Consider the following 13,590-nt stretch of genomic DNA (forward strand, 5'->3'; position numbering starts at 1 on the left):
CGCTTCGGCGGGGTCTTTGCGTTTTGCCGGGTGAAACGGGACAGACAAAATGGCCGGCAGGCCGTGTCACGACACCGGGGGGCTGGACAGGGTGGCCCTCGCCGGGCGGCCATGACCTGTGGCAGGCTGTGACCTGCGCCGGTGTGAAGCCGCGCCTTGGTGAGTCTCCTGCGGATTTCAAGGGGCGTTGAGGAAATCCGTGGTCAGGGACGATTTTTCTGCGAAAAATAGATGCTTGCGACGGGCGGGTTGCAGCCCTGCGGGCCGCCATAAACGCAATTGTAAACAATGGTATACGACGCCAAACAAGTCATTGTGTCGCATAGTTATTTTAATATTGGAATGCTTGCTCCATTCGGTTGACCCTACGGGCCTGCGGGAGTAAACCGGCCAGAGCTAGCGACATGCGGCCCACCCGCATCAAAGGAGCCACACGTGGAAGAACTTCTTCGGGAATACCTCCCCATCATCGTTTTCATGGGACTGGCCATCCTGATTGGCCTCGTCTTCATCATCGCCGCCGCCCTTCTGGCCGTGCGCAACCCGGACCCCGAAAAGCTCAGCGCCTATGAATGCGGTTTCAACGCTTTCGATGATGCGCGCATGAAGTTCGACGTCCGCTTCTACCTTGTGTCGATCCTGTTCATCATCTTCGACCTGGAAATCGCCTTCCTGTTCCCCTGGGCCGTGGCCTTCAAGGACGTGGGCGTGATCGGCTTCTGGTCGATGATGGTGTTCCTTGCGGTCCTGACCATCGGGTTCGCTTATGAATGGAAGAAAGGGGCCCTGGAATGGGAGTGATGGCAGAAGGACTCCAAACCGGAGCCAACACCGCCGGCGGTGATCGCGAACACGCCACGCGGGTGCTGAACGACCAGTTGGCCGACAAGGGCTTCCTGCTGACCACCTCGGACGACCTGATCAACTGGGCGCGCACCGGGTCGCTGCACTGGATGACCTTCGGCCTGGCCTGTTGCGCGGTCGAGATGATGCATGCCTCGATGCCGCGCTATGATCTGGAACGCTACGGCATCGCGCCGCGCGCCTCTCCGCGCCAGTCGGACGTGATGATCGTCGCGGGCACGCTGACCAACAAGATGGCCCCGGCCCTGCGCAAGGTCTATGACCAGATGCCCGAGCCGCGCTACGTGATCTCGATGGGAAGCTGCGCCAATGGCGGCGGTTACTACCACTATTCCTACAGCGTCGTGCGCGGTTGCGACCGTGTCGTGCCCGTGGACATCTACGTGCCTGGCTGCCCGCCTTCCGCCGAGGCGCTGTGCTACGGCATCCTGCAGCTGCAACGCAAAATCCGCCGCACCGGCACGATCGTGAGGTAAGCGACCATGAGCGAAGCCCTACAAGAACTTGGCGCGCTGATCGAAGCGAAACGCCCCGACTGCGTGCTTTCGTGGGAGGTTGCCTTTGACGAGCTGACCGTGACCGCGCCGCTGGCCGCGCTGCCCGGTTTCATCGAGTTCCTGAAGACCGACAAGAGCTGCCGTTTCTCGACCCTTGTCGACATCACGGCGGTCGACTACCCGGAGCGCGAGGCGCGGTTCGACGTGGTCTATCACTTCCTGTCGATGTACCAGAACCACCGCATCCGTGTGAAGGTCGCAACGCAGGAAGAGGACATGGTGCCCTCGATCATCGACGTGCACCCCTCGGCCAACTGGTTCGAACGCGAGGTGTTCGACATGTTCGGCATCCTGTTCACCGGCCACCCGGACCTGCGCCGGATCCTGACCGACTACGGATTCCGCGGCCACCCGCTGCGCAAGGATTTCCCGACCACGGGCTATACCGAGGTGCGTTACGACGAGGTCGAAAAACGCATCGTCTATGAACCGGTGTCGCTGACCCAGGATTATCGCCAGTTCGACTTCATGTCGCCCTGGGAAGGGGCCGAATATATCCTGCCCGGCGATGACAAGGCCGCAGACAAGCCCGACGGGGCCAACGGCTGAAGCGACGATGGGGCAGCAAACTCTTCTCTTCTGCGTGGGTGCGACGAAGGCCGGCACGAGCTGGCTTTTCGACCATCTGCACGGCCATCGGGAGGTTCACCTTCCGGCGGTGAAGGAGCTGCACTATTTCGACGCGCTGGAGGCCGGCAACGGCGGCTGGCAGCGCAAGCAGTTCGAAGCACAGCTTTCGGACGCGCAGGGACGGCTGGCCACGGCGACCGAGCACAAGCCGAAACCCTGGCAGGCCAAACTGGCCGGAGAGCTGTCCGAGTGGCTGAATGTCTTTGACGGCAGGACGGCGAACCATGACGGCTACCTGGACTTCCTTGGCCGCGGCCGGGACGGGGTCCGGGTGATCGGTGACTTCACGCCGTCCTACGGGCTTCTGAAGGAAAAGACGCTGGCGACCATGGCCGGGCTGATGGAGCGGGTGCGTTTCGTCTACCTGCTGCGTGACCCGGTCGAACGGCTGTGGTCGAATATCCGCATGGTGGTCGGGTCCGATGACCCGAAGGAACTCGACCGCAAGGTCGATGGCGTGCTGGCCGGCACCGCCCGGAACATCCTTGACCGCTCGAACTACCGACGCACGCTGAACCGCTTGACTTCGGTCATTGCGAAGGACGCGCTGCATATCGAATATTATGAACGCCTGTTCTCGCCCGACGCGATCGCGCGGCTTTCGGCCTTCCTGGGGATCACCCCGACGCAGGCCGATTTCTCGCGCGTGGTGCATGGTGGCCTGCGCGCCGACCTGCCCCGTGAGCGTCGCGCGCAGCTCATGCAGGTGATGAAACCGCAATACAATTTCGTCGAACGCTACATGGGTGAGCTGCCGGCGGAATGGACCCAGAAGATGGTGAATGCATGATGGACGGCAACTTCGACGACACGCTGAGCGGCGAACAGAAGATCCGCAATTTCAACATCAACTTCGGGCCTCAGCACCCGGCGGCACACGGTGTGCTGCGCATGGTGCTGGAGCTGGATGGCGAGATCGTGGAGCGCGCCGACCCGCATATCGGCCTGCTGCACCGTGGCACCGAAAAGCTGATGGAAAGCCGCACCTACCTGCAGAACATCCCCTATTTCGACCGTCTCGACTATGTGGCGCCGATGAACCAGGAACATGCCTGGTGTCTGGCGATCGAAAAGCTGACCGGCACCGAAGTACCGCGTCGCGGGCAGCTGATCCGTGTGCTCTATTCGGAAATCGGACGCATCCTGAACCACCTTCTGAACGTCACCACCCAGGCGATGGACGTCGGCGCGCTGACCCCGCCGCTCTGGGGGTTCGAACAGCGTGAAGACCTGATGATCTTCTACGAACGGGCCTGTGGCGCGCGCCTGCACGCCAACTATTTCCGTCCCGGTGGCGTGCATCAGGACCTGCCGCCCGATCTGATCGACGACATCGAGGCCTGGGCGCACAAGTTCCCGGCCGCTCTGGACGATATCGACGACCTGCTGACGGAAAACCGGATTTTCAAGCAGCGCAACGCGGATATCGGCATCGTGACCGAGGAAGACATCCTGAACTGGGGCTTCTCGGGCGTGATGGTGCGCGGCTCGGGCCTGGCCTGGGACCTGCGTCGCAGCCAGCCCTACGAGTGCTATGACGAGTTCGATTTCCAGATCGCCATCGGCAAGAACGGCGACTGCTACGACCGCTACCTCGTGCGCATGGCCGAGATGCGCGAGTCGACCAAAATCATCCTTCAGGCGATCGAAAAACTGCGTGCCCCCGAGGGGCAGGGCGACGTTCTGGCGCGGGGCAAACTGTCTCCGCCAAAGCGCGATGCCATGAAAATGTCCATGGAAAGCCTTATTCACCACTTCAAACTGTATTCTGAAGGGTTCCACGTGCGCGCGGGCGAGGTCTACGCGGCCGTTGAGGCGCCGAAAGGAGAATTCGGTGTCTATCTGGTCGCGGACGGCTCGAACAAGCCCTACCGCGCGAAGATCCGTGCGCCCGGGTATCTTCATCTCCAGGCCATGGATCACGTCGCCGGCGGCCATCAACTGGCGGACGTCGCGGCGATCATTGGAACCATGGACATCGTGTTTGGAGAGATCGACAGATGAATATGAAGACCCTGAAGACCGCAATCGCCCTTTTCGTGTTTGGCGCCGGTATGGCGCAGGCCGTGGAACTGCCTTCGGGCGTAACCCAGGATGACGTGGACAGCTTCATTCAGGCCATGCTTGACAACAGCTGCCTGGTGGCCACGGATGCCGACGGGGACACCATCGAAACCGCCACCGGCTTTGACGAAGAGAAACTGGAAATCATCGTGGGCTATCTGATCGAACAGGGTCAGGTCACTGGTATCGAAGCCGGCGAAGGCATTCGCCTGGTGAACGAGGCCTGCGAATAAACATGCGCCGTGGGGGCAGCATAGCGGGGCGAAAGCTCCAAAGGCAGTCTCCGAACTGCGCGAAACGGGAGGCCCGGACAAGCCGGGCCCTCCGCTTCGGCGCAGGCGCTTACGAAACCTTGGCCGCCCGCCCCGGGCGCGCCCGACTTTGGTAAGAGAAGAGGTCGAGACAGTCTGATGCTGCGCCGCCTGCACCACGAACAGCCCGAAAGCTTCGCTTTCACGCCCGCCAACCAGGCCTGGGCCGAAGCACAGATCACCAAGTATCCGGAAGGCCGACAGGCCTCTGCGGTCATTCCGCTTCTGTGGCGCGCCCAGGAGCAGGAAGGCTGGCTGACCAGGCCCGCGATCGAATATGTGGCGGACATGCTGGGCATGGCCAATATCCGCGTGTTCGAGGTGGCCTCGTTCTATTTCATGTTCCAGCTGCAACCGGTTGGTTCTGTGGCTCATATCCAGATCTGCGGCACAACCTCCTGCATGATCTGCGGCGCCGAAGACCTGATCGCGGTCTGCCGCGAAAAGATCGCCGACAAGCCCCATGTGGTGTCGGCCGACGGCAAGTTCAGCTGGGAAGAGGTCGAGTGCCTCGGATCCTGCACCAACGCGCCGATGGCCCAGATCGGCAAGGATTACTACGAAGACCTGACCGCCGAGAGCTTTGCCCGGCTGATCGACGAGATGGCCGCCGGTAACGTGCCGGTGCCGGGCCCGCAGAACGGCCGCTACGGCGCCGAACCGCTGTCGGGCCTGACCTCGCTGACCGAATACGAAAGCGGCAAGACGCAATACAACGCTTCCGTCCAGCTGGCGACCGACATCGGCGACACGATCAAGCGCATCGACGGCACCGAAGTGCCGCTGCTGACCCCCTGGCAGGGCAAGACCGGTGGCAAGCCTGCCGCGAAACCGGCCAGGAAAGCCGCCGCGCCGAAGGCGAAATCCGCCGCTAAACCTGCCGCCGCCGAAGGCGGGGCCGCATCGAAAAAACCGCGCACCCTGAAAGCGCCGCGCAAGGCCGGTGCCGATGATCTGAAACAGCTCAAGGGCGTTGGCCCCAAGCTGGAGCAGACCCTGAACGAACTGGGGTTCTGGCATTTCGACCAGATCGCCAAATGGACCGAGGCCGAGGTCGCCTGGGTCGACGACAACCTGTCCTTCAAGGGCCGCATCCAGCGCGATGGCTGGATCGAGCAGGCCAGGGTGCTCGCCGAGGGTGGCGAGACGGCTTTCGCGAAGAAGGTCAAGAAGGGCGACGTGTACTGACGAATGGCTGGGGGCATGAGCATCGATCCGAAACAAGATACCGCCAGACAAGGCAGGGTGGCCGCCGTGGTCATCGCCCTGACCGGCGTGCTGTGGATCGGCTCGACCTTTGCCGGGTCGCAATTGGGGTGGTCTCAACGGACGCTGGCCCTGTTCGACCTTGCCGCGCTGGCGGGCTTTGCCTGGGCGCTGATTGCAATTTACCGGATCTGGCGTGCGCGTCAGGATGACGAGGGATGAACGAATGCTGAAGGATCAGGATCGGATCTTTACCAACCTTTACGGCATGCACGAACGCACCCTGGCGGGCGCGAAGGCGCGCGGCCACTGGGACGGCACCGCCGGGATCATCCAGAAGGGCCGCGACTGGATCGTGGACCAGATGAAGGCCTCGGGCCTGCGCGGCCGTGGCGGCGCGGGCTTCCCGACCGGCCTCAAATGGTCCTTCATGCCCAAGGAAAGCGACGGGCGCCCGGCCTATCTGGTGGTCAATGCCGACGAATCCGAGCCCGGCACCTGCAAGGACCGCGAGATCATGCGCCACGATCCGCACACGCTGATCGAGGGCTGCCTGATCGCCTCCTTCGCGATGGGCGCGCATGCCTGCTATATCTATATTCGTGGTGAATACATCCGCGAGCGCGAAGCCCTGCAAGCGGCCATCGACGAGGCCTATGACGCGGGCCTTGTGGGCAAGAACGCGGCCGGCAGCGGCTGGGATTTCGACCTCTACCTGCACCACGGCGCCGGCGCCTATATCTGCGGCGAGGAAACCGCGCTGATCGAAAGCCTCGAAGGCAAGAAGGGCATGCCGCGCATGAAGCCGCCCTTCCCGGCGGGCGCGGGTCTGTACGGTTGCCCGACCACGGTCAACAACGTGGAAAGCATCGCCACGGTGCCGACCATCCTGCGCCGCGGCCCCGAATGGTTCGCCGGCTTTGGCCGTCCGAACAACGCGGGCACCAAGCTGTTCGGCATCTCGGGTCACGTGAACAACCCCTGCGTGGTCGAAGAAGCCATGTCGATCCCCTTCGAGGAACTGATCGAGAAACATTGCGGCGGCATTCGCGGCGGCTGGGACAACCTGCTGGCGGTCATTCCCGGCGGCTCGTCCGTGCCTTGTGTGCGCGGCGAGAACATGCGCGACGCGATCATGGACTTCGATGCTCTGCGTGACGTGGGCTCGTCGCTGGGCACCGCTGCGGTCATCGTCATGGACAAGCAGACCGATATCATCAAGGCGATCTGGCGCCTGTCGAAATTCTACAAGCACGAAAGCTGCGGCCAGTGCACGCCGTGCCGTGAGGGCACCGGCTGGATGATGCGCGTGATGGACCGCCTGGTGCGCGGCGAGGCCGAACTGGAAGAGATCGACATGCTCTTTGATGTCACCAAACAGGTCGAAGGTCACACGATCTGCGCTCTGGGCGACGCGGCGGCCTGGCCGATCCAGGGTCTGATCCGCAACTTCCGCGAAGAGATCGAGGACCGCATCAAAGCGCAGAAATCGGGCCGTATGGGCGCGATGGCAGCCGAGTAAGGACAGACAGATGGCCGTGGGGGCACATATCTGCAAGGATTTGACAGGCGGCGGGAAATCGCTGCTCTTGCCCCTGTGTTATGGCATATCAGCCCCCGCCGCTCCCACCTCCTTTCTTACGAAAGGAGACTTCTGATGAGTAACACGCGTAACGCCCTTCTGGTCGCGGGCCTTCTGACCGCCAGCGCCGCCCCGGCTGCCACGGCCACGGATTACACCGCCATCCGCGAGGACGCGCATATCCACGCGCGCCTGCTGGCGGCCTCCAAGGCCTATGTGCTGCAGGAAAACTGCGACAGCCTGAAGCGCCGCAAGTTCTACCTCTTCACCGAGGCGATGAAACTGCAACGCTACGCGCGGGGACTGGGCTACACGAACAAGGAAATCTCGGCCTATGTCGATGACAAGACCGAGCAGGCGCGGTTTCGCGCCCTTGCCGAACCCTGGGCCTTTGCACAAGGCGCCGTGAAGGGGGACGGGGAAAGCTTCTGCGCGGTGGGCCGCGCCGAGATCGAAAACAAGACCGAGGTCGGCGCATTCCTGCGACGTGACTGAGGCCAAGACAAAATGCGGGGGCGTGTCGCCCCCGTGGGATGAAAAGGGACCGTGATGAGCGACCTGAAAAAGATCGTCATTGACGACAAGGAAATCGAGGTGGACGGCGCGATGACGCTGATCCAGGCGTGTGAGGAAGCGGGCGTGGAAATCCCGCGTTTCTGCTATCACGAGCGCCTTTCGATTGCCGGCAACTGCCGTATGTGCCTGGTCGAAGTGGTTGGCGGTCCCCCGAAACCCACCGCCTCCTGCGCGATGCAGGTGCGCGATCTGCGCCCCGGTCCCGAAGGCCAGGCCCCGGTGGTGAAGACCAATTCGCCGATGGTCAAGAAGGCCCGCGAAGGCGTGATGGAATTCATGCTGATCAACCACCCGCTGGACTGCCCGATCTGCGATCAGGGCGGCGAATGCGACCTGCAGGACCAGGCCATGGCCTATGGTCTGTCGGGCACCCGGTTCACGGAAGGCAAGCGCGCGGTGGATGATCTGAACCTCGGCCCGCTCGTGTCGACGGCGATGACCCGCTGCATCTCCTGCACCCGCTGCGTGCGCTTCACCACCGAGGTCGCGGGCATCTCCCAGATGGGCCAGACCGGCCGTGGCGAGGACGCCGAGATCACCAGCTATCTGAACCAGACGCTGGACTCGAACATGCAGGGCAACATCATCGACCTCTGCCCGGTCGGCGCCCTGACCTCGAAACCCTACGCCTTTACCGCCCGCCCCTGGGAGCTGACCAAGACCGAGACCATCGACGTCATGGACGCCCTGGGTTCGAACATCCGCGTGGATACCAAGGGGCGCGAGGTCAAACGCATCCTGCCGCGCAACCATGATGGCGTGAACGAGGAATGGATTTCCGACAAGACCCGGTTCGTCTGGGACGGGCTGCGTCGCCAGCGTCTGGACCGCCCCTATGTGCGCGTCGACGGCAAGCTGAAGCCCGCCACCTGGGCTGAAGCCCTTGCTGCCGCTGCCGCGGGCATGAAGGGCAGGAAGGTTGCCGGTATCGTTGGCGATCTGGTCTCGGTCGAGGCCGCATTTGCCCTGAAACAGCTGATCGAAGGCCTGGGCGGAAACGTAGAATGCCGCACGGATGACGCCAAGCTGCCGGAGGCGAACCGCTCGGGCTATCTGGGCACCGCGACCATCGAGGACATCGACAACGCCGAGCTGATCCAGCTGATCGGCACCAACCCGCGCGACGAGGCACCGGTGCTGAACGCACGGATCCGCAAGGCCTGGCTGAAAGGCGCCGAGGTCGGCCTGATCGGCGAGGCGGTTGACCTGACCTATGACTACCACCATGTCGGAGCCGACCGTCAGGCGCTCGTCGATCTGGCTGAATCCGATCACGGGGGCGTCAAGGACAAGCGTTCGGTCGTGATCGTTGGCATGGGCGCCCTGCGCGAAGCCGATGGCGCCGCGGTGCTGAGCCAGGCGATGAAGCTGGCCGAAGGATCCGACAGCAAGCTGATGGTGCTGCACACCGCCGCCGGGCGCGTCGGCGCGATGGACGCGGGCTGTGTCACCCAGGGCGGCATCACCGCCGCAATGGACGAGGCCGAGGTGGTTTACAACCTGGGCGCCGACGAGGTCGAGATATCGAAGGGGGCCTTCGTGATCTACCAGGGCTCGCACGGCGACCGTGGCGCGCACCGCGCCGACGTGGTGCTGCCGGGCGCGGCCTATACCGAGGAAGGCGGGCTATTCGTGAACACCGAGGGCCGCCCGCAACTGGCTCTGCGCGCGGCGTTCCCGCCGGGTGAAGCCAAGGAAAACTGGGCCATCCTGCGCGCCCTGTCGGCCGAGTTGGACGCGACCCAGCCCTGGGACAGCCAGGCCGGTCTGCGCCGCGCCCTGGTCGAAGCGGTGCCGCATCTGGGCCAGCTGGACCAGATCGCAGCGAATGACTGGGTCCGCGAGCCGCTGAAAAAGCCGGCAAAGGCCAGTTTCGTCAACGCGATCAAGGATTTCTATCTGACCAATCCGATCGCACGCGCCTCCGAGGTCATGGCGGAGCTCTCCGCCAACGCCAAGGCGCGCGTCGAAGCGAAGATGGCGGCGGAGTAACCGGCAATGCACAGGATCCCCGCATATGTGCTGACCGCACCAACGACCGTGGTGGCCCTGGCCGCCCTGTCGGCCTGTGCGCAGCCGGGCGCGGGGCAGGGGGGCGTGGAAATGTCCTTCACCCCCGCCTATCAGGGGATCGAAACGCGGCTTCTGGACGGCGACCTGGTGTCGTTCCAGGTGCAGATGACGGGTGCGCGTGACAACAATGATGTCGCCGCCTACGGAGAATGTGCGGCAGCGCAATATGCGCTGATCCGCGGATATGGTTTCGCGCGCCATGTGCGCACGAATGTGGACAAGAATGGTGGCGTTTGGTCGGGGGATGCGGTTTACACCATCTCGGCGGCGCTGCCCCGCGGATTGAAGACGATTGACGCCGAAGTCACCGTCCAGAATTGCGCGGAAAACGGGATACCGACGGTCTGAGGGCATAGGGAAACATGGTTGAATTCTTCACGACAACAAACTTGGGCATCTTCCTGCTCATCGTCCTCCAGTCCCTGGCCGTCGTTGTGCCGCTGCTGGTGGCGCTGGCCTTCCTGCTGTGGGGCGACCGCAAGATCTGGGCTGCGGTCCAGCTGCGCAAGGGCCCCAATGTGGTGGGCGCCTTTGGCCTCATGCAGTCCTTCGCGGACTTCTTGAAATACGTGCTGAAGGAAATCGTCGTGCCCGCCGGGGCCGACCGGTTCGTCTTTTTCCTGGCGCCGATGCTGTCGCTGACCCTGGCCATGACCGCCTGGGCGGTGATCCCGTTCAATGACGGCTGGGTCGTGGCCGACCTGAACGTGGCGATCCTGTTCGTCTTTGCCGTGTCCTCGCTGGAGGTCTATGGCGTGATCATGGGCGGCTGGGCGTCGAACTCGAAATACCCGTTCCTGGGCTCGCTGCGCTCGGCCGCGCAGATGATCTCCTACGAGGTTTCCATCGGTCTGATCATCATCGGTGTGGTGATTTCGACCGGTTCGCTGAACTTCGGTGACATTGTCATGGCGCAGGACGGCGCAGGGCTGTTCAGCTGGTATTGGCTGCCGCATTTCCCGATGGTGTTCCTGTTCCTGATCTCGTCGCTGGCCGAGACCAACCGCCCGCCCTTCGACCTGCCGGAAGCGGAATCGGAACTGGTTGCCGGGTACCAGGTCGAATACAGCTCGACCCCGTTCCTGCTGTTCATGGTGGGTGAATACGTGGCCATCGTGCTGATGTGCACGCTGATCTCGCTGCTCTTCTTCGGGGGTTGGCTGTCGCCGATCAAGGCCCTGCCGGACGGTATCTTCTGGCTGCTGATCAAGATCGTGTTCTTCTTCTTCGTCTTCTCGATGGTGAAGGCCATCACGCCGCGCTACCGCTACGACCAGCTGATGCGCATCGGTTGGAAAGTTTTCCTGCCGCTGTCGCTGGCCTGGGTCGTTCTGGTCGCATTCTTCGCCCAATACGGGCTCTTCTGGGGCGCCTATGCCCGCTGGACCGTGGGGGGCTGACCGATGGCATTCGACTACGCACGTGCAACCAAGTACTTCCTGCTGAACGATTTCATCGTCGGCTTCAAGCTTGGCCTGAAGTACTTCTTCAAGCCCAAGGCCACGCTGATGTATCCGCATGAAAAGGGCCCGCTGTCGCCCCGCTTCCGCGGCGAACACGCCCTTCGCCGCTATCCCAACGGCGAAGAGCGCTGCATCGCCTGCAAGCTCTGCGAGGCGATCTGCCCCGCGCAGGCGATCACCATCGACGCCGAACCGCGCGAGGATGGCTCGCGCCGCACCACGCGCTATGACATCGACATGACGAAATGCATCTACTGCGGTTTCTGCCAGGAAGCCTGCCCGGTGGATGCGATCGTCGAGGGGCCGAATTTCGAATTCGCGACCGAAACCCGCGAAGAGCTGTTCTACGACAAGGCCAAGCTCCTGGAGAACGGCGAGCGCTGGGAAGCCGAGATCGCCCGCAACCTCGAACTGGATGCACCGTACCGATGAGTGATTTCACCAAGATCTACGCCCAGATGATGGAGCAGGGGCAGGACATGCTCCGCGCCTTCAATCCCGCGCTGGAGAACTTCCGCCCGCATGATTTCGACAAGCTCATGCCCACCATGCCCAAGGACATGATGGACATGATGTTCGGCAATGCCTTCAACAAGGAAGGTCTGGACTCCAAGACGCGCATGTTGATCACGCTGGCCGGGCTGGTCGTGCTGGGCGCACAGGCGGGGCCGCAGATCAAGGTGACAGTGCGCCATGCCCTGGAGGCCGGCGCCACCGAAAAAGAGATCGCCGAGGTGATCTATCAGATGTCCATGCTGGGCGGCCTTCCGGCAATGAACCGGGCGCTGGAACTCGCGCAGGCCGTGTTTGACGAAAACGAGGAGGACGACGCATGAGCGTTGCCGATTTCGCCTTTTACATCCTTGCCATCACAACGGTGGCGTCGGGCTTCTGCACCGTGGTGTCGAAGAACCCCGTGCATTCGGTCCTGTGGCTGATCGCGTCCTTCCTTGGCGCGGCCGGGCTCTTTGTCCTCTTGGGCGCCGAGTTCCTGGCGATGCTTCTGATAATTGTCTACGTCGGCGCGGTGGCGGTCCTGTTCCTGTTCGTCGTGATGATGCTGGACGTGGACTTTGCCGAATTGAAGGCGGGCATGGCCCAGTCGGTGCCGCTGGCCCTGCTGATCGGGGTGATCCTGCTGCTGCAGCTGGGCTCCGTGATCGGGGTCTGGCAGTTCTCGGACGGGGCGGAAGCGGCCCGCGCGGCGATTACCCCCGCGATCGAGGAAACCCACAACACCATGGCTCTGGGGCAGGTCCTGTACACCGATTACATCCTGCTGTTCCAGCTGGCCGGGCTGATCCTGCTGGTTGCGATGATCGGCGCGATCGTGCTGACGCTGCGCCACCGCACCAATGTCAAACGACAGAACGTTGTCGCACAGATGCACCGCGACCCGGCCCAGGCGCTGGAAATGCTGGACGTGAAACCGGGGCAGGGGCTGTAAGGCCCCCCCGGGAACGAAATTTCGGACCGTTTTCCTTGTCGAAAACGGAAACACCGGAGAACGAGGGACGAAAGAGAAATGGTTGGACTTGAACATTACCTGGGCGTGGGGGCGGCATTGTTCGTCATCGGCGTCTTCGGGCTTTTCCTGAACCGCAAGAACATCATCATCCTGCTCATGTCGATCGAGCTGATGCTGCTGTCGGTCAACATCAACCTGGTGGCATTTTCGACCTACCTGGGCGACCTGGTGGGACAGGTGTTCACCCTGTTCATCCTGACCGTCGCGGCCGCCGAGGCGGCCATCGGCCTGGCGATCCTCGTCAGTTTCTTCCGCAACCGTGGCACCATCGCGGTTGAAGATGTCAACGTGATGAAAGGCTGAGGCAACCATGGCGACCATCATCCTCTTCGCCCCGCTCATCGGCGCGCTGATCGCTGGCTTCGGCCACCGCGTGATCGGCGACAAGGGCGCGCAATATGTGACCACCGGCCTGTTGTTCCTCGCGGCCGCGCTGTCCTGGATCGTCTTTCTGGGCCTGGGCCAGGAGACGCAGTACATCCACATCCTGGACTGGGTGCAGTCCGGCAGCCTGTCGGTTGACTGGTCGATCCGCCTGGACCGCCTGACCGCGATCATGCTGATCGTCGTCACCTCGGTCTCGTCGCTGGTGCACCTCTATTCGGTCGGTTACATGGCCGATGATCCTCAGTTCAAAGGCGTAAGCTACCGTCCCCGCTTCTTCGCCTATCTGAGCTTCTTCACCTTCGCCATGCTGATGCTGGTGACGGCAGACAACCTGCTTCAGATGTTCTTC

At 62.7% G+C, this 13,590-nt stretch carries 17 protein-coding genes and 1 pseudogene; all 18 read left to right on the forward strand.

Features of this window, described 5'->3' with window-relative positions:
- The first annotated feature begins 435 nt into the window (after window positions 1-435).
- Entirely contained in the window at window positions 436-801 is a 366-nt protein-coding gene (locus tag Q1V43_RS11985) for an NADH-quinone oxidoreductase subunit A (RefSeq protein WP_300518185.1), read from the forward strand.
- Complete coding sequence (locus Q1V43_RS11990) at window positions 801-1,340, forward strand: NADH-quinone oxidoreductase subunit B (protein ID WP_300518188.1); 540 nt, start codon at window positions 801-803, stop codon at window positions 1,338-1,340. Before Q1V43_RS11985 ends, Q1V43_RS11990 begins: the two co-directional genes overlap by 1 nt.
- Before the next feature lie 6 nt (window positions 1,341-1,346).
- A complete protein-coding gene (locus tag Q1V43_RS11995) occupies window positions 1,347-1,970 on the forward strand; it encodes an NADH-quinone oxidoreductase subunit C (protein WP_300518191.1) in 624 nt (207 codons plus the stop codon).
- A gap of 7 nt (window positions 1,971-1,977) precedes the next feature.
- Window positions 1,978-2,841, forward strand: coding sequence for a sulfotransferase (locus tag Q1V43_RS12000; protein ID WP_300518194.1), 864 nt, complete (start codon window positions 1,978-1,980; stop codon window positions 2,839-2,841).
- Window positions 2,838-4,055, forward strand: coding sequence for an NADH-quinone oxidoreductase subunit D (locus Q1V43_RS12005; protein WP_300518228.1), 1,218 nt, complete (start codon window positions 2,838-2,840; stop codon window positions 4,053-4,055). The genes Q1V43_RS12000 and Q1V43_RS12005 overlap by 4 nt, the downstream gene beginning before the upstream one ends.
- On the forward strand, window positions 4,052-4,348 hold the full coding sequence (locus tag Q1V43_RS12010; protein WP_300518196.1) for a hypothetical protein: 297 nt from the start codon (window positions 4,052-4,054) through the stop codon (window positions 4,346-4,348). The genes Q1V43_RS12005 and Q1V43_RS12010 overlap by 4 nt, the downstream gene beginning before the upstream one ends.
- A 177-nt stretch (window positions 4,349-4,525) precedes the next feature.
- Window positions 4,526-5,614 (forward strand): NADH-quinone oxidoreductase subunit NuoE, encoded by a 1,089-nt coding sequence (gene nuoE / locus Q1V43_RS12015; RefSeq protein WP_300518198.1) that lies wholly within the window; start codon window positions 4,526-4,528, stop codon window positions 5,612-5,614.
- Between the two features lie 15 nt (window positions 5,615-5,629).
- Window positions 5,630-5,854 (forward strand): DUF5337 domain-containing protein, encoded by a 225-nt coding sequence (locus tag Q1V43_RS12020; RefSeq protein ID WP_300518201.1) that lies wholly within the window; start codon window positions 5,630-5,632, stop codon window positions 5,852-5,854.
- A 4-nt stretch (window positions 5,855-5,858) separates the two neighbouring features.
- Window positions 5,859-7,154 (forward strand): NADH-quinone oxidoreductase subunit NuoF, encoded by a 1,296-nt coding sequence (gene nuoF, locus Q1V43_RS12025; RefSeq protein ID WP_300518203.1) that lies wholly within the window; start codon window positions 5,859-5,861, stop codon window positions 7,152-7,154.
- A 135-nt stretch (window positions 7,155-7,289) separates the two neighbouring features.
- A complete protein-coding gene (locus Q1V43_RS12030) occupies window positions 7,290-7,709 on the forward strand; it encodes a DUF5333 domain-containing protein (protein ID WP_300518206.1) in 420 nt (139 codons plus the stop codon).
- Window positions 7,710-7,763: 54 nt separating this feature from the next.
- Window positions 7,764-9,782 (forward strand): NADH-quinone oxidoreductase subunit NuoG, encoded by a 2,019-nt coding sequence (nuoG, locus tag Q1V43_RS12035; protein ID WP_300518209.1) that lies wholly within the window; start codon window positions 7,764-7,766, stop codon window positions 9,780-9,782.
- 111 nt (window positions 9,783-9,893) lie between these two features.
- Complete coding sequence (locus Q1V43_RS12040; protein WP_300518230.1) at window positions 9,894-10,211, forward strand: hypothetical protein; 318 nt, start codon at window positions 9,894-9,896, stop codon at window positions 10,209-10,211.
- 14 nt (window positions 10,212-10,225) lie between these two features.
- Window positions 10,226-11,263, forward strand: a complete 1,038-nt coding sequence (nuoH, locus tag Q1V43_RS12045) for an NADH-quinone oxidoreductase subunit NuoH (protein WP_300518211.1) — start codon at window positions 10,226-10,228, stop codon at window positions 11,261-11,263.
- Window positions 11,264-11,266: 3 nt separating this feature from the next.
- A complete protein-coding gene (nuoI, locus tag Q1V43_RS12050) occupies window positions 11,267-11,758 on the forward strand; it encodes an NADH-quinone oxidoreductase subunit NuoI (protein WP_300518214.1) in 492 nt (163 codons plus the stop codon).
- The gene (locus Q1V43_RS12055) at window positions 11,755-12,162 is read left to right on the forward strand and encodes a carboxymuconolactone decarboxylase family protein (RefSeq protein WP_300518216.1); all 408 of its coding nucleotides are present in this window, start codon (window positions 11,755-11,757) and stop codon (window positions 12,160-12,162) included. The genes nuoI and Q1V43_RS12055 overlap by 4 nt, the downstream gene beginning before the upstream one ends.
- Window positions 12,159-12,773 (forward strand): NADH-quinone oxidoreductase subunit J, encoded by a 615-nt coding sequence (locus tag Q1V43_RS12060; protein ID WP_300518218.1) that lies wholly within the window; start codon window positions 12,159-12,161, stop codon window positions 12,771-12,773. The genes Q1V43_RS12055 and Q1V43_RS12060 overlap by 4 nt, the downstream gene beginning before the upstream one ends.
- A 78-nt stretch (window positions 12,774-12,851) precedes the next feature.
- Window positions 12,852-13,157, forward strand: coding sequence for an NADH-quinone oxidoreductase subunit NuoK (gene nuoK / locus Q1V43_RS12065; RefSeq protein ID WP_300518221.1), 306 nt, complete (start codon window positions 12,852-12,854; stop codon window positions 13,155-13,157).
- Between the two features lie 7 nt (window positions 13,158-13,164).
- Window positions 13,165-13,590: pseudogene (locus tag Q1V43_RS12070) on the forward strand (NADH-quinone oxidoreductase subunit L); the annotation flags it as partial.

Origin of the sequence: Aliiroseovarius sp., from assembly GCF_030148435.1 — a bacterium.
GTDB lineage: Bacteria > Pseudomonadota > Alphaproteobacteria > Rhodobacterales > Rhodobacteraceae > JASBTN01.

What these genes read in the sequence shown, in the direction of transcription:
- nuoI (WP_300518214.1), top strand. Translation starts at nt 11,267, where the DNA reads ATGGCATTCGACTACGCACGTGCAACCAAGTACTTCCTGCTGAACGAT.
- nuoG (WP_300518209.1), top strand. Translation starts at nt 7,764, where the DNA reads ATGAGCGACCTGAAAAAGATCGTCATTGACGACAAGGAAATCGAGGTG.
- nuoE (WP_300518198.1), top strand. Translation starts at nt 4,526, where the DNA reads ATGCTGCGCCGCCTGCACCACGAACAGCCCGAAAGCTTCGCTTTCACG.
- Q1V43_RS12055 (WP_300518216.1), top strand. Translation starts at nt 11,755, where the DNA reads ATGAGTGATTTCACCAAGATCTACGCCCAGATGATGGAGCAGGGGCAG.
- Q1V43_RS12030 (WP_300518206.1), top strand. Translation starts at nt 7,290, where the DNA reads ATGAGTAACACGCGTAACGCCCTTCTGGTCGCGGGCCTTCTGACCGCC.
- Q1V43_RS11995 (WP_300518191.1), top strand. Translation starts at nt 1,347, where the DNA reads ATGAGCGAAGCCCTACAAGAACTTGGCGCGCTGATCGAAGCGAAACGC.
- Q1V43_RS12060 (WP_300518218.1), top strand. Translation starts at nt 12,159, where the DNA reads ATGAGCGTTGCCGATTTCGCCTTTTACATCCTTGCCATCACAACGGTG.
- Q1V43_RS12010 (WP_300518196.1), top strand. Translation starts at nt 4,052, where the DNA reads ATGAATATGAAGACCCTGAAGACCGCAATCGCCCTTTTCGTGTTTGGC.
- Q1V43_RS12040 (WP_300518230.1), top strand. Translation starts at nt 9,894, where the DNA reads ATGTCCTTCACCCCCGCCTATCAGGGGATCGAAACGCGGCTTCTGGAC.
- nuoF (WP_300518203.1), top strand. Translation starts at nt 5,859, where the DNA reads ATGCTGAAGGATCAGGATCGGATCTTTACCAACCTTTACGGCATGCAC.
- Q1V43_RS12000 (WP_300518194.1), top strand. Translation starts at nt 1,978, where the DNA reads ATGGGGCAGCAAACTCTTCTCTTCTGCGTGGGTGCGACGAAGGCCGGC.
- Q1V43_RS12020 (WP_300518201.1), top strand. Translation starts at nt 5,630, where the DNA reads ATGAGCATCGATCCGAAACAAGATACCGCCAGACAAGGCAGGGTGGCC.
- nuoH (WP_300518211.1), top strand. Translation starts at nt 10,226, where the DNA reads ATGGTTGAATTCTTCACGACAACAAACTTGGGCATCTTCCTGCTCATC.
- Q1V43_RS11990 (WP_300518188.1), top strand. Translation starts at nt 801, where the DNA reads ATGGCAGAAGGACTCCAAACCGGAGCCAACACCGCCGGCGGTGATCGC.
- nuoK (WP_300518221.1), top strand. Translation starts at nt 12,852, where the DNA reads ATGGTTGGACTTGAACATTACCTGGGCGTGGGGGCGGCATTGTTCGTC.
- Q1V43_RS12005 (WP_300518228.1), top strand. Translation starts at nt 2,838, where the DNA reads ATGATGGACGGCAACTTCGACGACACGCTGAGCGGCGAACAGAAGATC.